Genomic DNA, 26,233 nt, shown 5'->3' with positions numbered 1-26,233 from the left:
AAATCAATGCTAAATTTTTCTTTTTTATACATAAAAAATGCCCCTAAAAAGTGTCTAACTTTTTGGGGGCAGTCTAAAATTGAGGGATTTTTTATATCTAAGAATAAATCTTATGCTTCTGAAGAAGGCTCTTGGTTTTCTACAGGTCTTTCGTCCTGTGGTTTCTGTCCTTCAGGTCTTCTTTGTCCTTCAGGTCTTCTTTGCCCTTCCGGCCTTCCTTGTCCCTCTGGTCTTCCTTGTCCTTCTGGTCTTTCAGGTCTTGGAGGTCTTGGTAAAAGAACTTTACGGGAAAGCTTCATTTTCTTACGATCATCATACCCCATAAATTTAACTTCTACTTCATCCCCTTCAGCATAAGGAACTTTATCTAAACGAGCCCATTCAATTTCTGAAATATGAAGAAGCCCTTCTGTTCCTTTTGCAATAGCAACGAAAGCACCAAAGTCCATTACTTTTACTACTTTACCATTGTATACTTCACCTACAACTGGTACGAAAGTAATTTCATTGATCTTAGCAACAGCAGCGTTGATTTTCTCTCTGTCTGTTCCTGCAATCTCGATACGTCCGATCTCACCAATTTCTTCAATGGCAATAACGGTATCTGTATCTTTCTGCATTTGCTGAATGATTTTTCCACCAGGCCCGATTACAGCACCAATGAAGTCTTTAGAGATCTCCATTACTACCATTTTAGGAGCGTGAGGCTTCACATCTGCTCTTGGCTCAGAAATAGTTTCAGTGATTTTATTTAAGATGTGTAATCTTCCGTCTCTAGCCTGCATCAAAGCTTTTTCCATGATATCCATAGAAAGTCCCTGAATTTTGATATCCATCTGACAAGCAGTGATACCATCTGCAGTACCTGTTACTTTGAAGTCCATATCTCCAAGGTGATCTTCATCTCCTAAGATATCAGAAAGTACTGTGAATTTACCTGATTTTGCATCAGTGATCAATCCCATTGCAATACCAGAAACAGGTTTTGTAATCTTTACCCCAGCATCCATTAGTGCCAATGTTCCTGCACAAACTGTTGCCATTGAAGATGAACCGTTTGATTCTAAGATATCAGAAACAATTCTGATAGTGTATGGATTTTCTTCAGGAATAACTGCCTGTAATGCTCTCTGAGCAAGGTTTCCGTGTCCTACTTCTCTTCTTGAAGTTCCTCTTAAAGGTCTTGCTTCACCAGTTGAGAATGGAGGGAAGTTATAATGTAAAAAGAATTTTTCGTCGTGTTGAGAGATTACGCTATCCACCATGTTAGCATCCTTAACAGAACCTAAAGTTACCGCTGTTAAAGACTGAGTTTCACCTCTTGTAAACACTGCAGAACCGTGAGCTCCAGGAAGGTAATCAATTTCTGACCAGATTGGACGGATCGTTTGAGGATCACGACCATCAAGACGGATATTGTCTTCCAAGATCATCTGACGCATCGCTTCTTTCTCTACATCATGATAATATACTTTTACGAAAGGAGTTACTCTTTCTAATTCTTCTGCATTATCTGCATATTGAGCAAGGAATTCTTCACGAACCGCTTTGAATTTTTCTCCTCTCTCCTCTTTACCGGATGGAGTTCTTGCTACTTCATATACTTTATCATAAGTTTCTTTCCATACTTTTTCACGAATTTCTTCATCGTGATTTTCGTGAGAATATTCTCTCTTAGGGAAAGCTTTTCCTACTTTTTCAGCTAATCTCTCCTGAGCTTCAATTTGCTTTTTAATTTCAGCATGACCAAAATTAATAGCCTCTAACATTTCCTGCTCAGAAATTTCTTTCATTTCCCCTTCTACCATTACGATTGAGTCTTTCGTAGCTCCAACCATAATGTCTAACTCAGAACTCTTCAATTCTTCGTAGCTTGGGTTAACAGAAAGTTTTCCGTCAAATCTTACGACTCTTACCTCAGACATTGGTCCGTTGAAAGGAATATCAGTAATAGCAATGGCTGCAGAAGCTGCCAAACCTGCTAAATCATCAGGAATTGTTTTTCCGTCATAAGAAATTAACGAAATCATTACTTGTACTTCCGCATGGAAATCTTCAGGGAAAAGCGGACGTAGTACTCTGTCTACTAAACGCATTGTTAAAATTTCCTGATCAGAAGGTCTTGCTTCTCTACGGAAGAAGTTTCCAGGAATTCTTCCACCTGCGTAGAATTTTTCTCTATAATCTACTGTTAATGGTAAAAAATCTACACCTGGGTTAGCTTCTTTATTGGCTACAACAGTTGCTAAAAGCATTGTTCCACCCATTTTTACTACTACAGATCCATCAGCCTGCTTAGCTAACTTCCCTGTTTCAATAGTGATTTCTCTGCCATCAGCAAGAGTAATCAGCTCTGTAAACGCTTGAGGTATACTCATAAATTTGTCTTCTTAATACTCCGTATTGAGTATGAATTAATATTTAAACTCTTTAAATTTTCGTTTGCAAAGATAATATATTTTATTTGTAACTGCCAGCATCCAAAAGAAAAGAGCATCACATGCCAATCATCTTTTACCAACTGCTTAATCCCTCTTTTAAGAGTGTATTATAATTTTCCATATGAAAGCTGTATAAGTCCGGAGATTTATGAGCTCCTCCTTTCTTTCGCTCATTCAGCTTCTGAAGTATTCCTGTATTTTTTATTTTCCTGTAAAAATTACCCCGGTTAAGCTCTTTTCCAAGGATTACTTCATAGAGTTTTTGTAGTTCAGGGAGTGTAAATTTCTCTGGCAGCAGATTATACCCAATTGGTTGATAAGCCATTTTTTCTCTAATCACCAGCAATGCTTTTTCAATAATCATCCGATGATCCATCGTTAAAAGTATATCAGGCAGCTGATTGAGATCAATCCATTCACAGGCCTCACTAAGGGCATCATGTTTTGGTTCTACATTCTTATAGTCTACCAATGCATAGTAGCCAATAGAAATAAACCGCTGCTTATGCCATAGATCCTCATCAAAATCTTCAAAAAAAGATTCATTGCGGTTAAGCTCGCCAAATACCCCAAATTCTTGTAGAAAGACATTTTCCACTCCAGCCCTGTTTTGTAAGATACGCTGTGCCGCCTCATTTAAAGATTCTGATTTTCCTATATACCCCCCAGGCAAAAACCATTGTTTGTTATAATTCATTTTAAGTAGTAAAACTTTCAGTTCACTCTCATTAAATCCAAATATTACAGTATCTATAGAAAGATGAGGCACATAAATTTGGTAAGCCTCTTTTGACTTTTCAATAATCTGTTTCTTAAAATTCATATTTCTAAAACATTGTGTTCAACAAAATTAATATTAAAATCAAACCAATTTCTTTTTTTAATCTGAGGATAAATTTTAGTTAATTTTTAATCTTAAAATTTTCATTTTTTCACTATAAACGGCAATAAAACACAAGTGAAACAAAATGATTATCAGTCATATATATTCAATATTAATTTTTTGTTAACAAAATTTTGATAATGTAAATAAAATTGGTAGTATTGTAATGCTTCATAACGAAGCATTAATAAAAACTGTATTTTATGAATGGATATTTATCATTTTTCACTGCATCGGACTAGAAATTAATCCAGGCTCAAAAAAGCATTAAAAAAAATAAAAAGATCACGTTTATAAGCGTAAATACATCACAAAACATTTTTTAATGTTATTCATATACAAAGTTCAAAAATACAACAGCAGCTTCCGAATACCTGATATGGAATAGCAGAAAGTAAATTTCTGCTATATAAAAATACCATAGCAATAGCAGAAAAGTTCAAATCTATGCAGATGAATATATTGTTGTAACAAGCCCTTTTCCCTCTTACTGATGATCAGAATATAAGATCACAGCAAATAAAAAAAAAAAACATTATTGACATGAAAAAAATTACATTTAAAATTGCAGCTCTAAGCTTGATTCTCTCCTGCTGCAACCAGGTATTTGGACAACAGACAGACAGTCTTTCTGTAAAAAAGACATTAAAGGCTGAAGAAGGTATCAAAGCTTCAGCTATATCCTCTAAGGAAGACAATAACAGAAATGTAATGCTGAATGCTGCCAATAACACCAGCCCCAGAGATGTGAATATTGGTCTTCCCTCTACAGTAGGCGGTATTACTATTCTCGAAAATGATCTACCGTCTGTTTATCTTTTTTGGCCGGAACTTCCTAATAAAACATGGAGACAAAGTGTAGGTCTTCAAAAAACAGGACTTTTGAAAATGGACCAGCTCGCCAATACCATGGGAGATCTTGGTTTTGCCGTTAATTCATACTCACAGACCGGTACTAAAGATTTAAAAGTCAAAGGAAAATTCACAACAAGCAGCTTTGGCTGGCTGCAGGGTGACGTTAATGTCTCCGGGCCTATTTCTAAAAACGGATGGACGTATACTGCCGGTGCATTTTTAAATTATGATCCCAGTACTTTTAAACTTGGATTTGCCAGAAATGTAGATGAAACCAAGATCTTCAGACTTGGGGTGACCAAATATTTTAATAATGATAAAGGGAAAATTACCGCATTATACAAATATGCAGACTCCTACAATATAGGCAACTATGCAGTATTTCAATATGGAGAAAACGGGAAAGTAACCGAACTGGATGACTTCAGAATCGGAAGAGATTCTTATGTGGTCAATGACGGACGTATTAAAATGAAAGACCTCCTTACAGGAAAAGATTACTGGGCCTCGATGGCGGGGAATGACAATACCACCAAATCCCATAACATTGATATTTTTGGTAATTACTTATTGAACAACGGATGGAATTTCAAATTCTCCACAAGAATGCATTTTGCTAAAGTTGCCATATCAACCATCATACCTCTAAGTATTTTTCAGCCCAGTGAATCTGCGGGGTATACCATTGCTTCCACAGGCCAGCCTTATTCTGGGTATATAGGGACACAGCTTGCCATGCACACTCCGGAAACGCCTATCACCAATATTGCCGGCCGTTTTTCTTTCAATAAGCAGATTGGCAACCATAATCTTACTTTAGGAATATTAGAACAATACTATAATGTTGACAAATTTACCTCCAACAGGTCTTTCTTCTTTCAGACAGTGGGTGCGCAGCCTCAAAGATTAATAGGTGCCAATACAGACAGTAACGGGTTCTACAATTACAATATAGGTGGAGAATATCATAACGGCACTGAAAATAAACTCTCCGTATATGCTACTGATGAGTGGAAAGTAACCGACAACCTTCATCTGAGCTATGGTCTCCATATAAGAAATCATATCATTGACGGAGAGTTTTCAATGGTACCCAGAACTCCGGGATTTACTTTTGGGGACTCTTCTTTTACCAATATTAAACAAAACTGGCTGCAGGTTGCAGGAAGTTTAAATGCCATCTATAACATCAGCAAAAACTTTGGGGTACTAGCCAACTTCTTATATACTGAAGAAAACAGACGGCTAGAAAGCTACTCACAAGCATTTGATCCCAATACCCAAAAGATAAAAAGTCCACTGGGTGCCATTGGTGTATTCTGGAATACGGATTACATTCAGCTGATATCTCAGGCAACGATCCTCAAAAAAAATAATAATCTTAACCGCTACAATTTAGTAAATCCTCTTAATACAACAGAGGCCCAGACAACCACTGTTTATTATGATATCCAGACTTTGGGATGGACTACCGATTTGGTTTTAAAACCATTCAAGGGGTTTAATCTTCATTATTTAATTACGTTCCAGGATCCTGTTTATAAGAATTTCAAATTTAATGCCTTTGGAAAAGACTATGACTACAGCAATAACAACGTATTAGGAGTTGCTAAAGTCTTAATGGAAATTGACCCTAGCTATACCGTAGATAAATGGAGATTCTGGGCAAGCTTCCGTTATTTTTCAAAACAGTATGCCAACCTGACGAATGTATTGTATTTCGCTCCGAGATGGGAAACTTTTGGAGGTGTAAATTATACGGTCAACAAAAATATTAATGTAGGGGCAACCGTAATCAACTTTCTGAATCAGAGAGGAGCAAGCGGAACTATTAACGGTGCAGAACTGATTACCGATGCAAACCCATATTACGGAAAACTATTGACCGGAACGTATATCATGCCGTTTACAGCCCAATTTTCAATCAACTTTAACTTCTAAACTTTATCCTATGAAAAAGACAGTACTGAATATAGCCGCTTTATTTCTAAGCATAACGGCATTCTCACAGACCATCCATACCGTAATCAATGCTAAAGGACCTACTTTAGGATATACTGAGGAATCCGGTGTTGCCATTCTTACAGCGGGAGGGCATAAATTTAAAGATCTTAATAAAAACGGAAAATTAGACAAATATGAAGACTGGCGTTTACCTGTAGAAGAAAGAGCAAAAGATCTGGCTTCGAAAATGAGTATCGAACAGATAGCAGGTTTAATGCTTTACAGTGCCCATCAGGCAGTTCCTGCTCCCTCAAAGGGCTTCAGAGCCGGAAAATATAACGGAAAGTTTTTCAGTGAAAGTGGCGCTAAAGCCTGGGACCTAACCGATCAGCAGAAGAAATTCCTGAAAGATGACAATCTCCGCCATGTGCTTGTTACCACTCTGCAGTCTCCGGAGGTTGCGGCTCAATGGAATAACAATCTGCAAGCTTATATCGAAGGGTTAGGACTGGGAATTCCTGCCAACAACAGCTCTGACCCTAGACATTCTGCTTCTGTAACGGCTGAATTCAATGAAGGTGCAGGAGGACAGATTTCACTCTGGCCGGATGGGCTGGCTATGGGAGCTACCTTTGATCCTGAACTGGTAAAAAAATTCGGAAATATTGCCGCTCAGGAATACCGCGCCCTGGGAATTTCTACAGCGCTTTCTCCACAGATCGACCTGGGTACCGAGCCACGATGGTACCGGATTGCTTATGTCTTCAGTGAAAGTCCTGCACTTACCACTGATATGGCCCAGGGATATATTGACGGTTTTCAAACCTCTTTCGGAGAAGACATTATCAAAAACGGATGGGGATACAAAAGTGTAAATGCCATGGTAAAACACTGGCCTGGAGGAGGCCCTGAGGAAGGAGGAAGAGACGCACACTGGGCCATGGGAAAATATGCCGTTTATCCGGGAAATAATTTTCAGACTCACCTAAAACCTTTTGTTGACGGGGCCTTTAAATTAAATGGAGGAACCAAAGAAGCTTCTGCCGTAATGCCTTATTACACCATCAGCTTTAATCAGGATACTAAAAATGGAGAAAATGTAGGGAATGGATTCAGTAAGTACCTCATTACAGATCTGCTCCGTGGAAAATATGGTTATGGCGGTGTGGTATGTACCGACTGGCTGATTACTTCAGATGAAGGAAAAACACCCGGCACGTTTGCAGGAAAACCCTGGGGAGTAGAGAAACTGTCAGTTGCAGAGCGTCATTATAAAGTTTTGGAAGCAGGTGTAGACCAGTTTGGAGGAAATAATGATAAAGAACCTGTACTGGAAGCCTATCAGATGGGCGTAAAAGAACATGGTGAAAAATATATGCGTACCCGTTTTGAGCAATCTGCTGTCCGTTTATTGAAAAATATTTTCAGAACCGGCTTGTTTGAAAATCCTTATGTAGATGTAGAGGAGACTAAAAAAATCGTAGGAAATCCGAAATTCATGAAAGCAGGGTATGAAGCTCAGGTAAAATCTGTTGTTATGCTGAAAAATAAATCGAATACATTACCGATAAAAGAGCGTAAGACGGTTTATATTCCAAAAAGATATTCTCCGGCAGTATTCAACTGGTGGGCAGTCTATACTGCTCCATCCCTGGATTATCCTGTAGACTTAGAATTTGTAAAAAAATACTACAATGTTACTGATGATCCTTCGAAAGCAGATTTTGCTATTGTTTTTGTTCAGAGTCCCTATAGCGAAGAAGCAGGCTACAGCGATGTAGATGTTAAGGACGGAGGAAACGGATATTTGCCAATTTCACTGCAATACCAGGCTTATACCGCCACAGAAGCCAGGGAGAAAAGTATTGCTGCGGGAGATCCGGTTGTCGCTCCTAATGTAAAAGACAGAAGCTATAAAGGTAAAACGACAACTGCCAGTAACTTTACAGATCTGCTGACCATCCAGAATACTCAGAAAGCAATGAACGGTAAACCCGTAATTGTTTCTGTAACCGCATCAAAGCCTATGATTTTCTCTGAGTTTGAAAAACATTCAGATGCTATTTTAGTCAATTTTAATGTGTCTAATCAAGCAGTAGTAGACATTATCGCAGGAAAATATGAACCCTCAGGACTATTACCGCTTCAGATGCCAAAAGATATGAAAACCGTAGAAGCTCAAAAAGAAGATGTTCCTTTTGACATGGTTCCTTATAAAGATTCTGAAGGACATGCTTATGATTTCGGATATGGACTGAACTGGTCAGGTGTGATTAAAGATGCGAGAACTCAGAAATACGCCCGATAATTCCTTTATAAAAAGAATCGTTCATTTATTATTTAAACAATATACAGTATGAAAAAACTAATTACAGCAGGATTATTCCTCATAGGAATCATCACTATAACGGCACAAAGAAGTATTCCGTTATATAGTGGAAAAGCTCCGGGAACAGAAAAATGGAAACAGAAAGAAGCCCATACCTACTCTGATTTGTTTAAAACCGAAGTCGTATATAATGTGACCAGTCCTTCTATATTGGTATTTGAAGCTCCAAAAGAAAAAGCAAACGGAACGGTAATTCTTATTGCTCCGGGGGGAGGCTTTCAAAGTTTATCGATCAACAGAGAAGGGATTGATTTAGCAAAAAAACTTACTGAACAGGGAATTACGGCCATCGTTTTAAAATACCGTCTTCTGGAAACCAACTCTAATGATCCTGCCCGCGAAATGATGGAAAATGTCAAGGATCTCAAAATGTTTGAGGCCAAAACAATGCCTATAAAAATGATGGCAGGGGAAGATATAAAAACAGCAATAACCTATCTCAGAGCTCACTCCAAAGAACTGAATATCAAAACAAACCGATTAGGAGTTATTGGTTTTTCTGCAGGAGCAAATGTTGTTTTAGAAAGTATTTTACATAGCAGCGATGCTTCTACACGTCCTGATTTTGCTGCAGCCATTTATGGTGGCCCTGATAAAGACGCCTTAAATGCTCCAATACCCTCAAAATCATTACCTTTATTTATATGTGCAGCAAGTGATGACCAGTTAAAATTAGCTCCCAAAAGCATTTTACTCTATAACAAATGGCTGGAAGCAGGCCAGCCTGCAGAACTGCATATGTATGAAAAAGGCGGTCATGGTTTTGGTATGGGGGTTCAAAATCTGCCTGTGGATCATTGGATAGACCGGTATATCGACTGGCTGAAATATCATCAATATCTATAGCATTTAAACAAAAAATATTGAGGAAAATCATTCTGCTTCCGTACCTTTTGTAAAATGAGTTGACATTTTGACTTTATTAAAAAACGTGCAAAGGCAAAATACATTTCGAATGGTATGAACAATGTTTAAAGCCCTAAATACCAACGTAAAATCAGATTGATGGGAAGATCCTGAACTTTCTTTAAACAAAAAACCAAAAAGCTCTTTTTTTTGAAGATATTTCATTGAAAAATCCTACTGTTTTTGTATTATTGTCTCAAAAAATGGAAATAATATTTTAATCAAACAAAAAGTATACATTTCACTTTAAAAAATGCTAAAATAATTGCAAAAATATAGTCTGATCCCTATATTTGCCCTACTTCAAAAAATAGAATGCTGTAGGCAAAAAGATAAGGACATTTTCGCCTTACCACAGATAAATAAATGTTTATGAATAATAAAGAAGTACAACTACAAAGCAGGAATTATACGGTTCCATTGATTACCATCACCCTGCTGTTTTTTATGTGGGGATTCATCACATGTATGAATGACATCCTGATTCCCTATCTGAAGCAACTTTTCAAGCTTACCTTTTTCGAATCCATGCTGGTACAGTTCTGTTTCTTCGGAGCTTACTTTATCGGGTCACTGATCTATTTTATAATTTCTATTTCCAAGGGAGACCCCATCAATAAATTAGGTTACAAAAAAGGAATCTTATTTGGAATTTTTCTGGCAGCTTTCGGCTGTATCCTGTTTTATCCGGCAGCTACATTCTCCTATTATCCGCTGTTTTTAGGCGCTTTGTTTATTCTGGGACTCGGTTTTACAGTGCTGCAAATTACGGCCAACGCTTATGTTTCCTTACTGGGAAGTGAAGAATCTGCATCCAGCCGTTTAAATATGACCCAAGCATTCAATGCATTCGGAACTACGATTGCTCCGGTATTGGGAGGCCACTTAATTTTTGAGTTCTTTTCCGCTCCGGACGGATCATTCAGTGCAGTAGCAACAAGAATCCCTTACCTGATCTTTGCAGGAATCCTTTTACTGGTTGCCTTATTGATCTCAAGAGTGAAACTTCCATCATTCCAAACGGGAGAAGAAGAAATTGTAAAAGGTTGGGGAGCTTTAGAATATAGTCATTTGAAATTTGGAGTTTTTGCAATGTTCTGCTACGTAGGTGGAGAAGTTGCCGTAGGAAGCTTTATTATCAGCTTTCTTGAACAGCCTCAAATTATGGGATTCGATGAGATTATCAGTAAAAATTACCTTTCTCTTTATTGGGGAGGGGCAATGATTGGGCGTTTTCTTGGAGCCATCTCTCTAAATCAATCCTTAAGTCAGGGAAAAAAGACCATTTATATGCTTGGAGCGGCCGGTGCTGTATTTCTGGTGATCTTCAGTATTGTAAATCTTAGCTTTGCTCAGATTAGCTTCTTCCTTGTATTTATCGTCCTTAATTTTATTGCATTCTTCATTGGTAAGGCCGCTCCTGCAAGAACACTATCTATTTTTGCCGCCATCAATGTTGTATTATTGATCTCTGCAATGGTAAATCATGGAGAGATGGCCATGTACAGCATTTTAGGAATCGGGATTTTCAACTCTATCATGTTCTCTAACATCTATACGCTGGCAATTTCAGGACTAGGAAAATATACCAGCCAGGGATCATCATTAGTGGTAATGGCTATTTTAGGAGGTGCTATTGTCCCTATTTTCCAGGGATATCTTGCTGATCAGTTTGGAGTACAGCACTCATTTATTATTCCTGTATTCTGCTATTTGGTGATTTTAATTTTCGGAGCCTACTGTACCAAATATCTGGGACATGTAGAAAACACTGAATCTAAGTCAGGACATTAAAATAATTACCTCAATTATACAAAAGCGGGATATCAACAGGTATTCCGCTTTCTTTTTTAAAGGAGATTAAAATGTAACTTTCTTTTAAAAAAAACTACTTATTCATAAAACACTTACGCCTTACTCCAATGAAAATCCAGTTACAACTTGAATATGCCGCATTTCTGTTATTAGGAATACTTGCTTTTGCTCAAACGGAATACTCATGGTGGTGGTTTGCGGGGCTTTTTCTGGCTCCTGATATTTCCATGCTGGGATATACCGTTAATAATAAAGTGGGTGCATTTTGCTACAATCTTTTTCATCACCTTGGGCTAGCCATTGCTGTTTACCTTGCCGGAACAGTCTTATCCCTGCCCTATTTACAAATGATTGGGGCCATTTTATTCTCACACGCTGCCTTTGACAGAATTCTAGGTTATGGATTAAAATATCCTGATAGTTTTCAGAATACACATTTGGGGAAGATTGGAAAAAAGGTTGAATAAATAATATTTAAAACCGGAAACTAACTCCAATTAAAGTTTAATATAAAACAAAAAAGCAACTTCTTTCGAAGTTGCTTTTATTTTGAAAATCTTTATAGATTATTTTCTTAAACCTAGTGCAGCAATAATAGCTCTATATCTTGCGATATCTTTCTTTTTAAGGTAATCTAATAAACTTTTTCTCTTACCTACCAATTTCACTAGAGATCTCTCTGTGTTGAAATCATGACGGTTAGCCTTTAGGTGTTGAGATAAGTGATTAATTCTGAAAGTGAAAAGAGCGATTTGTCCTTCTGCGCTTCCTGTGTCTTGTGCAGATTTCCCGTGTTGTGCGAAAATTTCCTGCTTTTTGTCTGTTGTTAAGTACATTCCAATATTGTTTAATGATTATTATGTAACGGGTGCAAAATTACAACTATTTTTTGATTCTGCAAACATTATTGATTTCATAAATCAAAATTGATAGAAAAAAATGTTAAAAATTTCTTAATAAATTTTATGGAATCCAAGGAAAAGGCAGTAATTTTGCATTCGAATTACAAATGAAAAAAATTATATTCTTTACAGCAGTTACTACTTTTTTATTCGTTGGTTTTGCATCCGTAAAAGCACAAAAAAATACTGACGATAAAATAAAGAAAGTTCTATACTTCAACCCTGAGGTAGAGCCTGATCTTGATGAGATAAAGGAACCTACCAACAATGCATTTTTCGATGCCGTTTCAGACAATTTCAGTGGAAGAAGAAATAAAATGCTCCGTGCTGAAGTTCAGATTCCCTTTGACAGTATTGATAAAAAAACCATCGTGGATTACTGTGTTAACAATGATGCAGACTTTGCCATTGTTTCCAAGGTACGCTATTTCAAGGTAGGTTTTGGAAAATATGTATTTTCAAATCAGGTTGTAGTAAGCATGAAGCTCTTTGGTGCTGATGGAAACCTGGTCACGGAAACCGATCATGATACTTACCGCAAAAACATGCGTTTATTGGGTTCTACAGTAAACTCTATAAAAATAGGAACCGAAGGGGCCATTAAAGACATTATAAAAAAGCTTCGAAAAATAAAGCCTACAGAGAACGAGCTTTAATTTCAGCATTTAATATTTCATTTTTTTTTACTATTATAGAGCAACTTGTGAATAATCAGTTTTGCTTTACAAGCCAAGTGCCGGTGATGTACATTGGACAGCTTTTTATTTCTTTTTATCGTCCCAGTACTCCTTTGGCAAGTCTGCCGGTCATCAATCGTATCCGAAATAATTCATAGCCACTCTTCCTCTTATTCATAGTCTTCTTCCAGTACCACATCTCTGATTTTATAAATAATCAACTTTCTTCTATCCTCTTATTTCCCACACAAAACAGTACAACAAACTGACTTCCAGTTAAATATTTTCACCAATTAATGAATAATTAAAAATTATTTACTATTTTAGTTCAACAATTAAATCTAAATCACATGAAAAATCCAAATCTTAAAAAAATCAGCAGACAAGAGCAAAAAGAAATTAAGGGCAGCGGAGTTATCAAGCGATGTTTTGAACATTTTGAATGTCCAGGCGGATCATGCTGCCATAATGTATGTGTTTTATATCCTTGCCCATTGGAATAAGGCTCTACAAAAATACACCCTGGCATCTGTTTCTTAGCAGATGTCTTTTTTTCAGGAAAACCTAAATAAAAAGCTGATTATCAGTAAAATATTTTCACTAACCGATGAATAATATAAAAATATTTATTATTTTAGTGATGCATTAAAATCTAAATAGTATGAAAAATTTAAAGAAACTCAGTAGAGAAGCAACAAAACAGATTAAAGGCAGTGGTCCAAGAAAGTGTACCGAACATTATGAATGCATTTACGGAGCCTGCTGTAGAGGTGTTTGTATGGAATACGCCTGTATGGAAGACTAAATAATAATTTTTAATTTTAATTATTAAACTTCACCACCATGAAAAATCCAAATTTCAAAAAACTGAACAGAAAGGAACAAAAAGAGGTCAAGGGAAGCCTTCAGATTAAAAAATGTAGAAACAGCACACAATGTGACTCAGGAGAATGTTGTACGGGAGGTTTCTGTCTCCCTTCTCCTATTACAGAATGTGAACCACCTATTCTTGACTAAAGGATATTTTTAAATTTAATTTTTGAACATCTGCCTTGGCAGGTGTTTTTTGTTTTTAGATTCTATGCCTTTACACTTTAATTAATCCTTAAATTTCCCAGTTTATGGCTCAGTTTTAAAAATTTGAATTATTTTTGCATATCCTAAAAATTTCACGTTTTGAATTCTAGAGAAGAACTTATCTTTAATCCTGCCGATATCGCCGAAACTCTCAGCAACCTTCCAGCTGACGAGAGGCTTCTCGCGTTTTTGAAGGTTCCGAAAAATTACAAAGCGGAGGTTTTCTCCCATCTTGATCCGGACTTTCAGGAAGATACGATCAGAAGTATCGGAAGCGACGAGGTTTCTGAGATCCTGAATGCCATGACTCCTGATGACAGGACTGCTCTTTTTGAGGATTTCCCTGATGAACTGATTAAGTATTCCATCAATCACCTTAACCCACAGGAAAGAAGAATTGCCTTAAAGCTATTGGGCTATAATTCTGACTCTATTGCCCGTCTGATGACTCCCTATTATATCCAAATTCGTAAGGAATGGACTGTAAAGAGATGTCTTCAGCAGATAAAAAAGGTAGGAAAAAGAGTGGAAACCATGAATTATCTATATGTAGTGGATGAAAGAAATCGCCTGATTGATGACCTTGCCATCGGAACACTACTATTGGAAGAAGAGGATACTTTAGTTTCTGACATTACAGATAATCACTTTGTAGCGATTACTACAACAACTTCAAAAGAGGATGCAGTTACCTACTTTGAAAAGTATGACCGTGGTGCCCTTCCCATTATTACGGAAGCAGGTGTTTTGGTAGGAATTGTAACCATAGATGATATTCTTGACCAGATTGAACAACAGAACACGGAGGATATTCAGAAATTCGGGGGATTGGAAGCCCTGGATCTTCCCTATATCCAAACTTCCTGGACAGAAATGATCAAAAAAAGGGCAACCTGGCTGATCATTTTATTTGTTTCCGAAATGCTTACTGCTTCTGCAATGGGATATTTCGATAAAGAAATTGAAAAAGCAGTTGTTCTGGCTTTATTTGTACCCCTGATTATTTCCAGTGGAGGAAACTCGGGATCACAGGCTGCAACATTAATTATCCGTGCCATGGCTCTCCAGGAAATCGGATTGAAAGATTGGTGGTATGTGATGCGAAAGGAAATTATCTCAGGAATATGCCTGGGACTTATTCTGGGAACCATCGGATTCATCAGAATTATGCTTTGGCAGCAAATAGGACTTTTCGATTACGGGCAGTACTGGGTTTATGTAGGATTAAGTGTTTCTGTTTCTCTTATTGCTATCGTCTTGTGGGGAACTTTATCAGGTTCCATGATTCCGTTTGTTTTAAAGAAATTAAACCTGGATCCAGCTACTTCTTCTGCTCCTTTTGTGGCAACTTTAGTAGACGTTACGGGACTTATTATTTATTTTACGGTAGCCGGACTTTTCTTAACCGGAAAACTTTTGTAATTTTAGGCATCTTCTAAAATGCCAATATGAAAATCGTTTCACTTGTACCCTCTATTACTGAGGCTCTATTTGACTTAGGACTGACCGAAAATGAAGTGGTAGGCAGGACAAAATTCTGTATTCATCCTCAGGACAGGGTAAAGAATGTAACCGTAATCGGAGGAACAAAAAACATTAATATTGATAAGATAAAAGCTTTACAGCCTGATTTGATTCTCGCCAATAAGGAGGAAAACATCAAGGAGCAGGTGGAAGCTTTAATGGATGACTTTAAGGTTACGGTAACCAATGTTGAAACCATTGAGGACAATTATTATCTCCTCAAAAATCTTGGAAAGCTTTTAGGAAAGGAAGAGAGGGCACAATTATTCAATCTTAAAATTTACGATATTCTTCATCAGGCGAAACTTGAAACTCCTGTAAAAGCAGCCTATCTTATCTGGAAAAACCCCTACATGACCATTGGTGGAGATACTTTTATCAATAGGATTTTAAAAGAAATCGGCTTTGAAAATATTTTTAAAGACAAAACCCGCTATCCTGAAATCAAGACTGAAGATCTGGCAGATGCTGATCTAATCATGCTTTCTTCTGAACCGTTTCCTTTTAAAGAAAAACATATTGAAGAGCTGCAAGCCTTTTACCCTGATAAAAAGATGATGATTGTAGATGGTGAGGCATTTTCCTGGTATGGAACACATATTGCAAAATGTGAGAATTATTTCAAGGAATTACTGGCAGAAATTCATCTCATGCAGCAAAGTTGATTTTTTTAACCCCAAACTTTAAACATTTACCCCCTTATGTCTGGTACAATTATATTATCTGAAGGAGCAGAATTTGATCATGTTATACAAGAAATTTCAAAATATATCAACCTATATGTCATGGCATTTGAAAAGGAAGAGCGAACTTTCATGCGCATTGATAAACGCGAAAATATGTATGGCGGAAACGGAACTGTATATATGATACAAATGTTTGATCAGGAAGAATTAGCCAATAACCGTCTGGCTGCTTATATGGTTTTATTGAACAATGGTGACGAATCGGGGTTTCATACTCACAATGCAAGGAATGAAGAGGAATTGTATGTTGTAGTACATGGAACCGGAGCGTATCGTGAGAGAACCGGAACACAGGGTCCAGTGCGCAAAAAAATGCTCCAAAAAGGAGATATTACAGCCATCAGCTCTATGGGCTATCATTCTGTTGAAAATACAGGAAATGAACCTTTAATCATGTTTGTCATCACCACCAATAATCCATCATAAATAAGCTATTCAATAAAAAACTCCAACTAAAAAAGCTGGAGTCTATCTATTTATTCTTATTGAATTTCAATTATAAAATCTTGGAAACTTCGTTACAAAGCCATTCCAATAGCTCACGATCTTCATTGGTAAAAGGATCTACGGTATGGGAGTCAATATCAATCTGACCGATATTTTTTCCATCTTTAAAGATTGGAACTACAATTTCCGCCTTTGTATCAATTGAGCAGCTTAAGTAGTTGCTTTCTTCATGTACATCAGGGACTACAAATGTTTCATTGGAAACAGCAACCTGACCGCAAATACCTTTTCCATAAGGAATAATGGTATGATCTGTAGGTGCTCCTACGTAAGGGCCAAGGATTAATTCATCCTTATCTCCATTTTTAAAATAGAAACCGGTCCAGTTGAAATAAGAAATCTCCTGATCCAATAAATGACAAACTTTTTCAAGTTTCTCTTCTGTATTGTGTTTAGGACTTTCAAGAATGGAGGAAAGTCTTTTCTTTAATTCTGACATTGTTTTATTTTTTTTAAGAGAATTGTTTTAAAGGAAGTTCGTCTTTATATCCGAACATTCCACGCTCTTTGATCATTTCGGCAACCCCATCTGGAACCTGTGTTTCCCAACCTTTAACACAGCATGCTATTTTTCTCAATATTTCTCGTGAGTAAATTTCCAAAAATTCAGGGTTATGATTGGTAATATCTACAATACGGTTGTTACGTTTGAAATATTTGTATAACTCCTTAAGGTTTTCTTCTACTTTAAGATTTGAAGAGTCTAATAACTGGTGCGTTTCCGGATCTTTATAAGGATACAGATATACCCTCATTCCGTTTCGGAAAAACTTACCAAATGCTTCAAGGATTCCTCCTGAAAGATTTTTATAATATTTCTCGTCAAATACCATCAATAGGTTATTTACGCCCATTGCAACACCAATATCTCCACTTGTATAAGATGCAAAATAATCGATGAGTCTATAATATTCTGAGAAGTTTGAAATAATAACTGTATATCCTAGTTTTCCTAAAATATCTACTCTATCCAGGAAATCCCTTTCGTCAATATCCCCGTCTGCCCTAAGATTGGAAATAGTAATTTCAATAAGGACTTCTGTTTCTTCGTGGGTACAGATGGCGTCCTTGAAGAACATATCCATACCATTTTGAAGCATGTCAATATTTACTTTGGTAACGGGTCTGAAACTTCCTCTTACCGCAAAAATATTTTTTTTGTACAATACATCTGCAGGAAGCATGTTACTCCCCTGAGAGTTAAAGATCACCGCATCAGTCATTCCGTTTTTCACCAACTGAAGAGACATCAATCTATTATCTACATATTCAAAAGCAGGACCACTGAAATCAATCATATCAATTTCAAGGTTATCTTTTGCCACATCATCATATAGAGATTCTACTAATGTTCTCGGGTTGTCGTAGTAATTGAAAGCTCCGAAAATAAGGTTTACCCCAAGATTTCCTAAGGTTTCCTGTTGTAAGGTAGCATCATTTTCTTTGAACTTTACGTGAATTACAATCTCATTGTAATCTTCATTTTCTTTTACCTGAAAACGAATACCTACCCAACCATGACCTTTTACTGTTTTATCAAAATTGATGGTAGTTACGGTATTGGCATAGGAAAAGAACTTTCTATCCGGATTGTTATCCCTTGAAATTCTTTCCTCGATCAATGCTACTTCATAGCGAAGCATTTTACGAAGTCTGTTCTGGGTAACATATCTGTTTTTTACTTCCTTTCCGTAGATGGCATCACTAAAATCCTTGTCATAGGCAGACATTGCCTTAGCAATCGTACCGGAAGCCCCCCCTGCTCTAAAAAAGTGACGAACAGTCTCCTGCCCTGCTCCAATTTCTGCGAAAGTACCATAAATAGTAGGATCTAGATTAATTGTTAATGCTTTTTGTTTAGGAGTTAGTTTCTGATACATTAGGACATGAAATTTTTTGTAAATTTACCAAAATTAAACCAACCTCAAAACAAAATGAAGTTGAAATTTTTAGGAACAGGTACTTCCCAAGGTGTGCCCGTTATTGGCTGCACCTGTGAGGTGTGTATTTCCGAAAATCCCAAGGACAAACGCTTGCGTTCTTCCGTGATGGTGACTACGGAGGAAAATAAAAAAATACTCATCGACTGTGGTCCGGATTTCAGGCAGCAAATGCTTACCAATCATGAACATACCGTAGATCTTGCACTGATTACCCATGAGCATAATGATCATGTAATTGGGCTTGATGACATGCGTCCACTCATTTTTAAAAGCGGGAAAGATGTCCGACTCTACTGCTATTCGAGGGTTGCCCACGAAATAAAAAATCGTTTTCCCTATGCTTTTGCAGATGTAAGATATCCCGGAGCACCAGCCTTTGAGCTTCACGAAATTGAAAACAAGCCGTTTCAGGTTTTGGATACAGAGATTACCCCTGTTGAAGTTATTCATTATAAAATTTCTGTGTTTGGGTATAAGTTTAAAAAGCTTGCCTACATTACAGATGCAGGTTTTATTTCTGATACGGAAAAGGAAAAACTGAAGAATCTGGACGTCTTAATTCTAAACTGTATTAGAAAATTTGACCCACACCCGGCCCATTTTATCCTTCCTGATGTTATCAAGCTGTTTGAGGAGCTAAAACCTAAGCAATTATTTTTAACCCATATCAGTCATCATTTGGGATTGCATGATATTGAAGATAAGCAGCTTCCGTCCGGAATGCACCTTGCCTACGATGGTTTGGAAATAATTTTTTAAAAATTTTTCTTTAAAAAGCTTTTGAACATTGAAAAAAGTTCCTATATTTGCACACCAATTTGAAACAAACATCACGTTTGGAGTAAACATCAAGCCCAGGTGGCGGAATTGGTAGACGCGCTGGTCTCAAACACCAGTTCTTAGGAGTACCGGTTCGATCCCGGTCCTGGGTACAAAAAACCTCTGAAATCATTTGATTTTCAGAGGTTTTTGATTTTTAGGGTGTCAAAAGGGTGGCTGTTTTTCTTTATACATTAAAAGCCAACAACTATACATAATTTTTGATATCAGAAAATAGAATATTTAATTCAAAAAAAGAATTTGATAGAATTAAAAAGAAATAAGCAAGGTTAAAAACCTTGCTTAAAGCTGTCCTGACCAGGCCTCGGCCTGCTATGTTGAATTATATATTCCAAATATCCAAAATGTATTCTGGTATATGCTCTTACAAATACGGAGTTCCACTTGGAGCCTATAATACAATTTCTCATTGTTGTTGTTTTTAAAATTGCATATTAAAAACAACTCGAAATCGATTATTGCATTTTGAATACACATTATTCACATATCCAAATATAATATTTACATCCCCAATTGGTTCATTATATATTCAAAAACAAATGTTGCATTATCAATTGCCTGCTGTGTATCCTGACCACTACCATGACCACTGTTATAATTCATATGCAGAATAACAGGATTAGTTTGTCCAGGATTATTTTGCAATGCTGCAACAAATTTTTTAGCATTCATAGGATCTACTCGTGTATCATTTGCACCTGACATAACAAGCATTGATGGTACATTCACACCAGGTCTGATATTATGATAAGGTGAATATTTTCTTAGCCATTCAAAAGCTTTAGGATCTTCAGAGGAGCCATATTCCGGAATCCAATAACGGGCAATAAGAAACTTATGATAACGTAACATGTCCAATAAAGGAACTTCACACACAATGGCTTTAAATAAATCTGGTCTTTGGGTCGCTGCTGCCCCCATTAATAGCCCTCCGTTACTACCCCCTCTTGCAACAATTTTTGTTGGATTAGTATATCCTTCTTTTATCAGCCATTCTGCACATGCGTAAAAATCATCAAAACTGTTTTGTTTTTTATCCAACATACCATCCAGATGCCATTGCTCTCCAAATTCATCACCTCCCCGGATTCCCGGTTCAACCACTACTCCACCCGCGTTAATAAACGCAGCATAATATCCCATATAGCCAGGCTTAATTCCAGACTGAAAACCACCATATGCTGTAAGCAGTACAGGATTATTTCCATCCATTTTAATATCTTTACGATGGGTTACAAATACAGGTACACGGCTCCCATCCTTAGAAGTGTAAAATTTAATTCCACCGGTTATATTACTCATATCAACAGGTAAATCTTTCCTCTCATAATACAACTTCCATTGATAATCCTCTGGAGATGCAACATAAGTTTTGGGAGGAGAGGTAAAAGTAACAAGTGATATATAAAGAGAATCTTGTTCACGGTCATAACTTATCCCTCCTATACTCCCTTGTTCAGGTAGTGGCATGCTTCGAAGTTTTTTTCCGTTCAGATCATAGATGGTAACACGGCTAACCAAGTCAAACTTATCCTGTACAATGATATTATTTTTGGTTACAACATAGTTCTCTATTACAGTTTCACTTTCAGGTATCAGTGTTTTCCAAAATTTACTTTCAGGCTTGCTTTTTTCAGCAATCATGATTTTATAGTTCGGTGCATTCTCATTCGTCATAATATAAATACTATTACCAATAGCCTGAGGACTAGCATTATACTCTTTGCTTTCAAATATCAATTTCCCCTCATCCAAACTTCCTGTAGTACGCATCCGCAAACTATTAGAATAAAAATCACCTATACTGCTAAAGCTAACATCACTGTATCTGTTATCGAAAATGCTATAATATTCTTTAGCATCACTTGTCGTGCCCAAAAATATACCTTTCTCTATGGGTTCACCAATTTTGAGTAGATACGTTTTAAGCGGACGCTGTTTCTGTATATCCTCTTCACTTCGTAAAGTAACATAAGCATGATTTTGATCTTTGGTCCATTGAAAAGCTGATATATTAGTCAATGGATTATGTAATTGTTTACCCGTTCTGGTTTCGATAAAATAAACAGTTTTAACTTCTGCACCACTTTTTTGAGTTGATACGGCAGCTCTCTCACCATCGTAGCTATAGCTAATCCCAACAGTAGATATATTGCCACTATTATCAATCTGCATCGGATCCCAAATCAATATTTTTTCCCCATTAAGAATAGTATATGTTTTAGAATGCTTGTCCCCTTTACGCTGAATAGTCTGAAAAGTTCTTTTTCCTATACTTTTTAAAGGTCCCTCATAGCCCATATCCAAATAAGCCGCAATCTGTTTTTTTAGACCAGGATGCTCCTTTTGGGTTTTAGCTAGATACTCTATACCGTAATCATGTTGCTCTTTAGTCCACTCGATAACTTTCTGATCTTTTTTATCTTCCAACCATCGATAATTATCAGTAAGAGTAACATTGTGAATAGTTTCTAATACTGGGATCGCTTGTGTTTTAGGTGGATTAAATTTTTGCTGTGCATTGGCTGCACCAACAGTAGAAAAAAATACTGCAAAAAAAAATAATTTATTCATTACTTAACTTAATTAAAATTATTCACAAAAGTAATCTTATAACAGTGTATAAAACACAATAACCTATCTGACAATTTCTAATAGGTAATACCACAATAGCTAATATCTAAGACCTATCAGTTATTTCTATAAGTCTAAATTCTTATTTTATAGTATTCATTATTTTATTTCTATGTTCCGTGTAATTATGATAGCAAATCATGATAACAAAATAGAAAAGTTATCAAAGTAATTCTATTAATTTCACCAAATCTTCAACAAAACGTTTCGATATTTCGGCAGTGTTGGGTCTAAAAAACCTCTGAAGTCTTTTTAATTTCAGAGGTTTTTGATTTTTAGAATCACCAAAAGGAAGCCTATTTTTTTCACTTAAAATAATACTCATCCTCTAAACTATTATTATCTATTTAGTATTTAATTACGAATTTACCCTTTTCCTTATATTTTTTATATTGGCTTAACTTATTCTAAATACCAGAAAGCTATTTTTTTAATGGTCGATTTATGAAACGAAATTTTATGATTCCCTTTAGATGAAAATAGTTGTTTTCGAGTATTGGCTAAAAGGAAAATACTTTTCTAGTAACTTATTTTTTTTACTATTATTGATAAAAATAAGTAAATGCAAAAATCATCAAATTCCTTGCTTCATTTTACCAAGAACTTGGAAGTAATTATAAAAATATTAGAAGATAAGTTTTATGGTAGTTATTGTATTGAGAGTTTTCAGTATCAAAATCTTTCGTATTACCTTCCTGTTCCTAAAATTAGCTTTTGTGATATACCGGAAGAAACAATACGGCAATATACTCATTACGGCAAATATTGTATCGGATTAAGTAAAGAATGGGGGAAGAGGAACCAATTAAATCCGGTTCTTTATATAGAAAGAAACTCTTCTATTGCTAAAAGCTTTATCACAGCTTATAAAGGAACTGATGCTGGTGTTCATCTGGTTAATAAAAGTGTGGAAGAACTTACAATTTTATTTAATAGAATGAAGTCTGACGATTCATTGGGGTTAGAAGAGAAAGATAATATGAATAGATCTATCGAGGAAATGCTTGATCGGATAGAGGCTTTAGGGAAAATAGTAACGTTCGGGCAGTATATGCCTTTTTATGTCAAACCTTATGAAGCTGATTTAATTAGAAAGGATGAGACGACCCTAAATTATAGGTTTTATGATGAACGTGAATGGTGCTTTGTACCTTCAGAGCTTCAAACTTCTAATGAGCATTATATGACATGTGAACAATTTAATATTTGGAGGGAGAAGGATGAAAATAGAAAAAAACCACTTTTAAAAAAAGTTGCATTGTCGTTCGATTTTAATGATATAACCCATTTAATTGTAGAAAATGAAGTGGACTTGGTTAACTTAAAATCTGCGATAGATAAAATATCTTCTCCTTTAATTACTGAAAAGAGTAAAAATCATTTAAAAAGTATCATTACAATTTTTGGAAGATAAAATAAAACGATCGTTTTTGAGATTATTAGATTTAAATATATGAATACTTTTTTGTATATCATAAACTAATAAATATTACAAAAGTAGGTCGCATATAAATCAAATATATTAGTTATATAACTTTTTAAATTAATATATTAAAATAATAAGTGAATAATTTTTTGCCTGTAAAATACTTCTAACATTCAGCAAAGTAGTTTTTGGGGAACTATAAGCATTTATTAATGATTTAGTGATTTTAGATCCTCAGGGATGCAAAAGATTAAGTGTTCTTGTTTAGCCGTAAAAATGGGAAAGTAATTGAGGAAATAGAAAAATTTGTGAAAAAAGAGATTGGAAATATTTTTATTAAAGCTCTATTTATAGATAAAGATATTTAAAATATCTTATGCCCTATTTGATTCTTCTATTTCAAGCCAAATCCCATTAAGTGAACTTAAATCACTACCTGAACAAATTCAAAAAAAGTTAGGTAATTTTAAAAATATTATAGAAATTAACAATAAGAATAGTACTTATTATTACTATTCAGAATTTGAAAAATCTAAAATAAATATTCAGAAAAGTAATAACATTGAAATAAAAGAAGTTTTTTATACCCGTTACAGAATGATCAAAAAAAATTAGTTGTTTTTCTTCATGGCTCAGGTCCACAGGATAGAGATAATTGATAGTTTATGTTATGAAAGATAAACAGGAAATAGAGTCTCATATAGTTTGTAAGGCAGTGGGATTTACACCTTATTACAACTATATAATGATCAAAATAAACAGCATCCCATTGAAAGATGAGCTCGAGATTAAAATGAATTAAAATAGAAAATTGCTTGTTTTCAATAAATTATGCTTACATTTGTAAAATAATCAGGCTCCTGCCGACGCTTCTTCTGAAATTTTTGAACTTACAATTCTCCATCAGTCTTCGCTTTTACAGCCGCTAATTTTTGTCATCAACTTAACAGGTGCAGTACCTTTTTTCAACTTGGATACTTTCAAGATTCTAAAAATACCAACATCATTTTCTTGTTCACAAATCGATTTATTACTGTTTTGATGTAATTATCAATCCCGTAATGGCAACAGCCAAAAATAATTTATCAGTAAATACAATAATTTTATAATACAATACAATGCAACAAGGAACAGTAAAATTCTTTAATGATGCTAAAGGATTTGGTTTTATTACCCCTTCTAACGGAGGTCCAGATGTTTTCGTACATACTTCAGGTTTAGTAAATGATATTCGTGAAAATGATATCGTAACATTTGACGTACAAAACGGGGCAAAAGGCGTTAACGCAATCAACGTAAAACTAGCGTAATAAAAAAACTGTTTGGGTTTTACCAACACAGTAATGGCAGCAGCCAAAAACAATTTATTAGTAAATACAACAATTTTATAATACAATGCAACAAGGAACAGTAAAATTCTTTAACGATGCCAAAGGATTTGGTTTTATTACCCCTTCAAATGGAGGTCAGGATATTTTCGTACATACTTCAGGTTTAGTAGACAATATTCGTGAAAACGATGTCGTAACATTTGACGTACAAAACGGTAACAAAGGGCTTAACGCAGTTAACGTGAAAGTAGCATAAATTAAGACGGAAGTTTAAAAGCTTCTTTCTCAATATATTAATAATTAGCAGAGAACATGTATTGTTCTCTGCTATTTTTTTGTGCAAAATTGTATTTTTAATATTATCAAATAATAAATATTTCTCTATATTTCTTTCAACGAAACAATAACCTGGGTAGCCGTTGTATACGCTTTTAGCTCATAATTTTTTCCTTTATACGAAAAATATTTTTCTGATTGAGCCTTACTAAACATATTTTCACTATATTATGAAATATGATTAATTATTTTCGTTTATTTAAAAAATAACCTTGCCACCATTAACCCACCTATTATCCTTACTCCAACTTCCACTACAATCTCCCTGCATATACTTAACTACGCTCTTCTTGAAAACATCAACAATTACACATACATAATTTTCATACAGCCGCTTATTGAGACCATCCTCAACGTAGCCTTTTGAAATATGATCCAATACCATAAATCTTTTGTCAGGAGATATTCCCAAAATTTTCCCGTCTGAGTAATTGGCACTGCCATATCCCTGTATTTTATACTTTTTCCCTTTGTTTACGATAAAAGGATTTTGATACATTTCAAATTCTTTATCATAGGTCTTAAAGCCCAATGAATATGATTGGGAAATTGGTAAAACAGGCATTTTCTTTTTAGTTTGTGAGAAAATACTGTTTGCCGTTAACAGTAAAAAAGTCAATAAGACATTTTTTATCATTTTATTCTGACTTCTGTTCAAACTCTTTAAGGATATTAAAATAATACTTATTCTTGTTTTTTTTGAAGTAAAGTTCATCTCCAACAATATTATTTCCTAAAAAGGTTCGCTTAATAATGAGTGCATTTTTCTTACAGCAATCAGCAGAAATATCTATTGAGGAATTATTCCAATAATTAACGGTTTTAATATTTACATTTTTACCCAACCATTTATTTTCTTTTTTATTGATAAATAAATAGGTACTATCATCAGTTACTTTTTGATATATTATAATATTGGTTTTTAATATATTATTCCAAATTTTCACTTCCTGAGCATTGAAAAAAACGCTTATCAAAATAAGAGAGAACCATATTATTCCTTTAAAATTCTTTACAAAGCCGCACGCAATCAATATCATGAAAAAGAGAGTTTGTA

The 26,233-nt window shown here is 35.4% G+C and carries 24 protein-coding genes and 1 tRNA gene; 17 read left to right on the top strand and 8 right to left on the bottom strand.

The window, feature by feature from the left end; genetic code table 11:
* Positions 1-110: 110 nt before the first annotated feature.
* Positions 111-2,378 (bottom strand): polyribonucleotide nucleotidyltransferase, encoded by a 2,268-nt coding sequence (locus SCA31_RS20120; protein ID WP_109620305.1) that lies wholly within the window; start codon positions 2,376-2,378, stop codon positions 111-113.
* Positions 2,379-2,514: 136 nt separating this feature from the next.
* Positions 2,515-3,264: an NUDIX hydrolase gene (locus tag SCA31_RS20115; RefSeq protein ID WP_410698796.1), complete on the bottom strand. Its 750-nt coding sequence runs from the start codon at positions 3,262-3,264 to the stop codon at positions 2,515-2,517.
* Between the two features lie 603 nt (positions 3,265-3,867).
* On the opposite strand from SCA31_RS20115, the gene SCA31_RS20110 reads away from it, so the two are divergent.
* From SCA31_RS20110 to SCA31_RS20090, 5 genes are all read left to right on the top strand, one after another.
* Positions 3,868-6,120 carry a TonB-dependent receptor gene (locus tag SCA31_RS20110; RefSeq protein ID WP_410698795.1) on the top strand — a complete coding sequence of 751 codons (2,253 nt, stop codon included), beginning with the start codon at positions 3,868-3,870 and terminating at the stop codon, positions 6,118-6,120.
* 10 nt (positions 6,121-6,130) lie between these two features.
* The gene (locus SCA31_RS20105; protein ID WP_410698794.1) at positions 6,131-8,431 is read left to right on the top strand and encodes a glycoside hydrolase family 3 N-terminal domain-containing protein; all 2,301 of its coding nucleotides are present in this window, start codon (positions 6,131-6,133) and stop codon (positions 8,429-8,431) included.
* Between the two features lie 48 nt (positions 8,432-8,479).
* Positions 8,480-9,358, top strand: coding sequence for an alpha/beta hydrolase (locus tag SCA31_RS20100; RefSeq protein WP_410698793.1), 879 nt, complete (start codon positions 8,480-8,482; stop codon positions 9,356-9,358).
* 432 nt (positions 9,359-9,790) lie between these two features.
* Positions 9,791-11,212, top strand: a complete 1,422-nt coding sequence (locus tag SCA31_RS20095) for a sugar MFS transporter (protein ID WP_410698792.1) — start codon at positions 9,791-9,793, stop codon at positions 11,210-11,212.
* A 128-nt stretch (positions 11,213-11,340) separates the two neighbouring features.
* The gene (locus tag SCA31_RS20090; protein ID WP_410698791.1) at positions 11,341-11,700 is read left to right on the top strand and encodes a DUF4260 domain-containing protein; all 360 of its coding nucleotides are present in this window, start codon (positions 11,341-11,343) and stop codon (positions 11,698-11,700) included.
* Between the two features lie 99 nt (positions 11,701-11,799).
* Here SCA31_RS20090 and rpsO read toward each other — a convergent pair whose 3' ends face one another.
* Entirely contained in the window at positions 11,800-12,069 is a 270-nt protein-coding gene (gene rpsO / locus SCA31_RS20085) for a 30S ribosomal protein S15 (protein ID WP_045494446.1), read from the bottom strand.
* 173 nt (positions 12,070-12,242) lie between these two features.
* Between rpsO and SCA31_RS20080 the strand changes: the two genes are divergently transcribed.
* From SCA31_RS20080 to SCA31_RS20050, 7 genes are all read left to right on the top strand, one after another.
* Positions 12,243-12,791, top strand: coding sequence for a pyruvate decarboxylase (locus SCA31_RS20080; RefSeq protein WP_410698790.1), 549 nt, complete (start codon positions 12,243-12,245; stop codon positions 12,789-12,791).
* A gap of 371 nt (positions 12,792-13,162) precedes the next feature.
* On the top strand, positions 13,163-13,315 hold the full coding sequence (locus tag SCA31_RS20075; protein WP_410698789.1) for a bacteriocin-like protein: 153 nt from the start codon (positions 13,163-13,165) through the stop codon (positions 13,313-13,315).
* 158 nt (positions 13,316-13,473) lie between these two features.
* Entirely contained in the window at positions 13,474-13,617 is a 144-nt protein-coding gene (locus tag SCA31_RS20070; protein WP_410698788.1) for a bacteriocin-like protein, read from the top strand.
* Between the two features lie 38 nt (positions 13,618-13,655).
* Entirely contained in the window at positions 13,656-13,829 is a 174-nt protein-coding gene (locus SCA31_RS20065) for a hypothetical protein (protein WP_410698787.1), read from the top strand.
* A gap of 159 nt (positions 13,830-13,988) precedes the next feature.
* Positions 13,989-15,311, top strand: a complete 1,323-nt coding sequence (gene mgtE, locus SCA31_RS20060; RefSeq protein WP_410698786.1) for a magnesium transporter — start codon at positions 13,989-13,991, stop codon at positions 15,309-15,311.
* 26 nt (positions 15,312-15,337) lie between these two features.
* Positions 15,338-16,078, top strand: a complete 741-nt coding sequence (locus SCA31_RS20055) for a helical backbone metal receptor (RefSeq protein WP_410698785.1) — start codon at positions 15,338-15,340, stop codon at positions 16,076-16,078.
* A gap of 36 nt (positions 16,079-16,114) precedes the next feature.
* Positions 16,115-16,585 (top strand): cupin domain-containing protein, encoded by a 471-nt coding sequence (locus SCA31_RS20050; RefSeq protein WP_410698784.1) that lies wholly within the window; start codon positions 16,115-16,117, stop codon positions 16,583-16,585.
* Between the two features lie 70 nt (positions 16,586-16,655).
* Here SCA31_RS20050 and SCA31_RS20045 read toward each other — a convergent pair whose 3' ends face one another.
* Positions 16,656-17,105, bottom strand: coding sequence for a GAF domain-containing protein (locus SCA31_RS20045; protein ID WP_076353643.1), 450 nt, complete (start codon positions 17,103-17,105; stop codon positions 16,656-16,658).
* Between the two features lie 13 nt (positions 17,106-17,118).
* Complete coding sequence (locus tag SCA31_RS20040) at positions 17,119-18,546, bottom strand: TonB-dependent receptor (RefSeq protein ID WP_410698783.1); 1,428 nt, start codon at positions 18,544-18,546, stop codon at positions 17,119-17,121.
* A gap of 54 nt (positions 18,547-18,600) precedes the next feature.
* Here SCA31_RS20040 and SCA31_RS20035 point away from each other — a divergent pair, with 54 nt between their 5' ends.
* Positions 18,601-19,368, top strand: coding sequence for an MBL fold metallo-hydrolase (locus SCA31_RS20035; protein WP_410698782.1), 768 nt, complete (start codon positions 18,601-18,603; stop codon positions 19,366-19,368).
* A 93-nt stretch (positions 19,369-19,461) separates the two neighbouring features.
* Positions 19,462-19,541 (top strand) — tRNA-Leu (locus SCA31_RS20030).
* Positions 19,542-19,950: 409 nt separating this feature from the next.
* Here SCA31_RS20030 and SCA31_RS20025 read toward each other — a convergent pair.
* Positions 19,951-22,023, bottom strand: coding sequence for a prolyl oligopeptidase family serine peptidase (locus tag SCA31_RS20025; RefSeq protein ID WP_410698781.1), 2,073 nt, complete (start codon positions 22,021-22,023; stop codon positions 19,951-19,953).
* A gap of 622 nt (positions 22,024-22,645) precedes the next feature.
* Here SCA31_RS20025 and SCA31_RS20020 point away from each other — a divergent pair.
* From SCA31_RS20020 to SCA31_RS20010, 3 genes are all read left to right on the top strand, one after another.
* The gene (locus tag SCA31_RS20020; protein ID WP_410698780.1) at positions 22,646-23,497 is read left to right on the top strand and encodes an abortive infection system antitoxin AbiGi family protein; all 852 of its coding nucleotides are present in this window, start codon (positions 22,646-22,648) and stop codon (positions 23,495-23,497) included.
* 1,130 nt (positions 23,498-24,627) lie between these two features.
* Positions 24,628-24,819: a cold-shock protein gene (locus SCA31_RS20015; protein WP_410698779.1), complete on the top strand. Its 192-nt coding sequence runs from the start codon at positions 24,628-24,630 to the stop codon at positions 24,817-24,819.
* Positions 24,820-24,904: 85 nt separating this feature from the next.
* Positions 24,905-25,096 carry a cold-shock protein gene (locus SCA31_RS20010; protein ID WP_410698778.1) on the top strand — a complete coding sequence of 64 codons (192 nt, stop codon included), beginning with the start codon at positions 24,905-24,907 and terminating at the stop codon, positions 25,094-25,096.
* 279 nt (positions 25,097-25,375) lie between these two features.
* Here the strand turns inward: SCA31_RS20010 and SCA31_RS20005 are convergent, their stop codons facing one another.
* Positions 25,376-25,795, bottom strand: coding sequence for a hypothetical protein (locus SCA31_RS20005; protein ID WP_410698777.1), 420 nt, complete (start codon positions 25,793-25,795; stop codon positions 25,376-25,378).
* A gap of 19 nt (positions 25,796-25,814) precedes the next feature.
* A complete protein-coding gene (locus tag SCA31_RS20000; protein WP_410698776.1) occupies positions 25,815-26,216 on the bottom strand; it encodes a hypothetical protein in 402 nt (133 codons plus the stop codon).
* Positions 26,217-26,233: the final 17 nt, after the last annotated feature.

The sequence above is a fragment of the Chryseobacterium sp. SIMBA_028 genome (assembly GCF_046535285.1).
In the GTDB taxonomy this organism is placed as follows: Bacteria; Bacteroidota; Bacteroidia; order Flavobacteriales; family Weeksellaceae; genus Chryseobacterium.
This window is presented reverse-complemented; position numbering and strand designations above follow the sequence as displayed.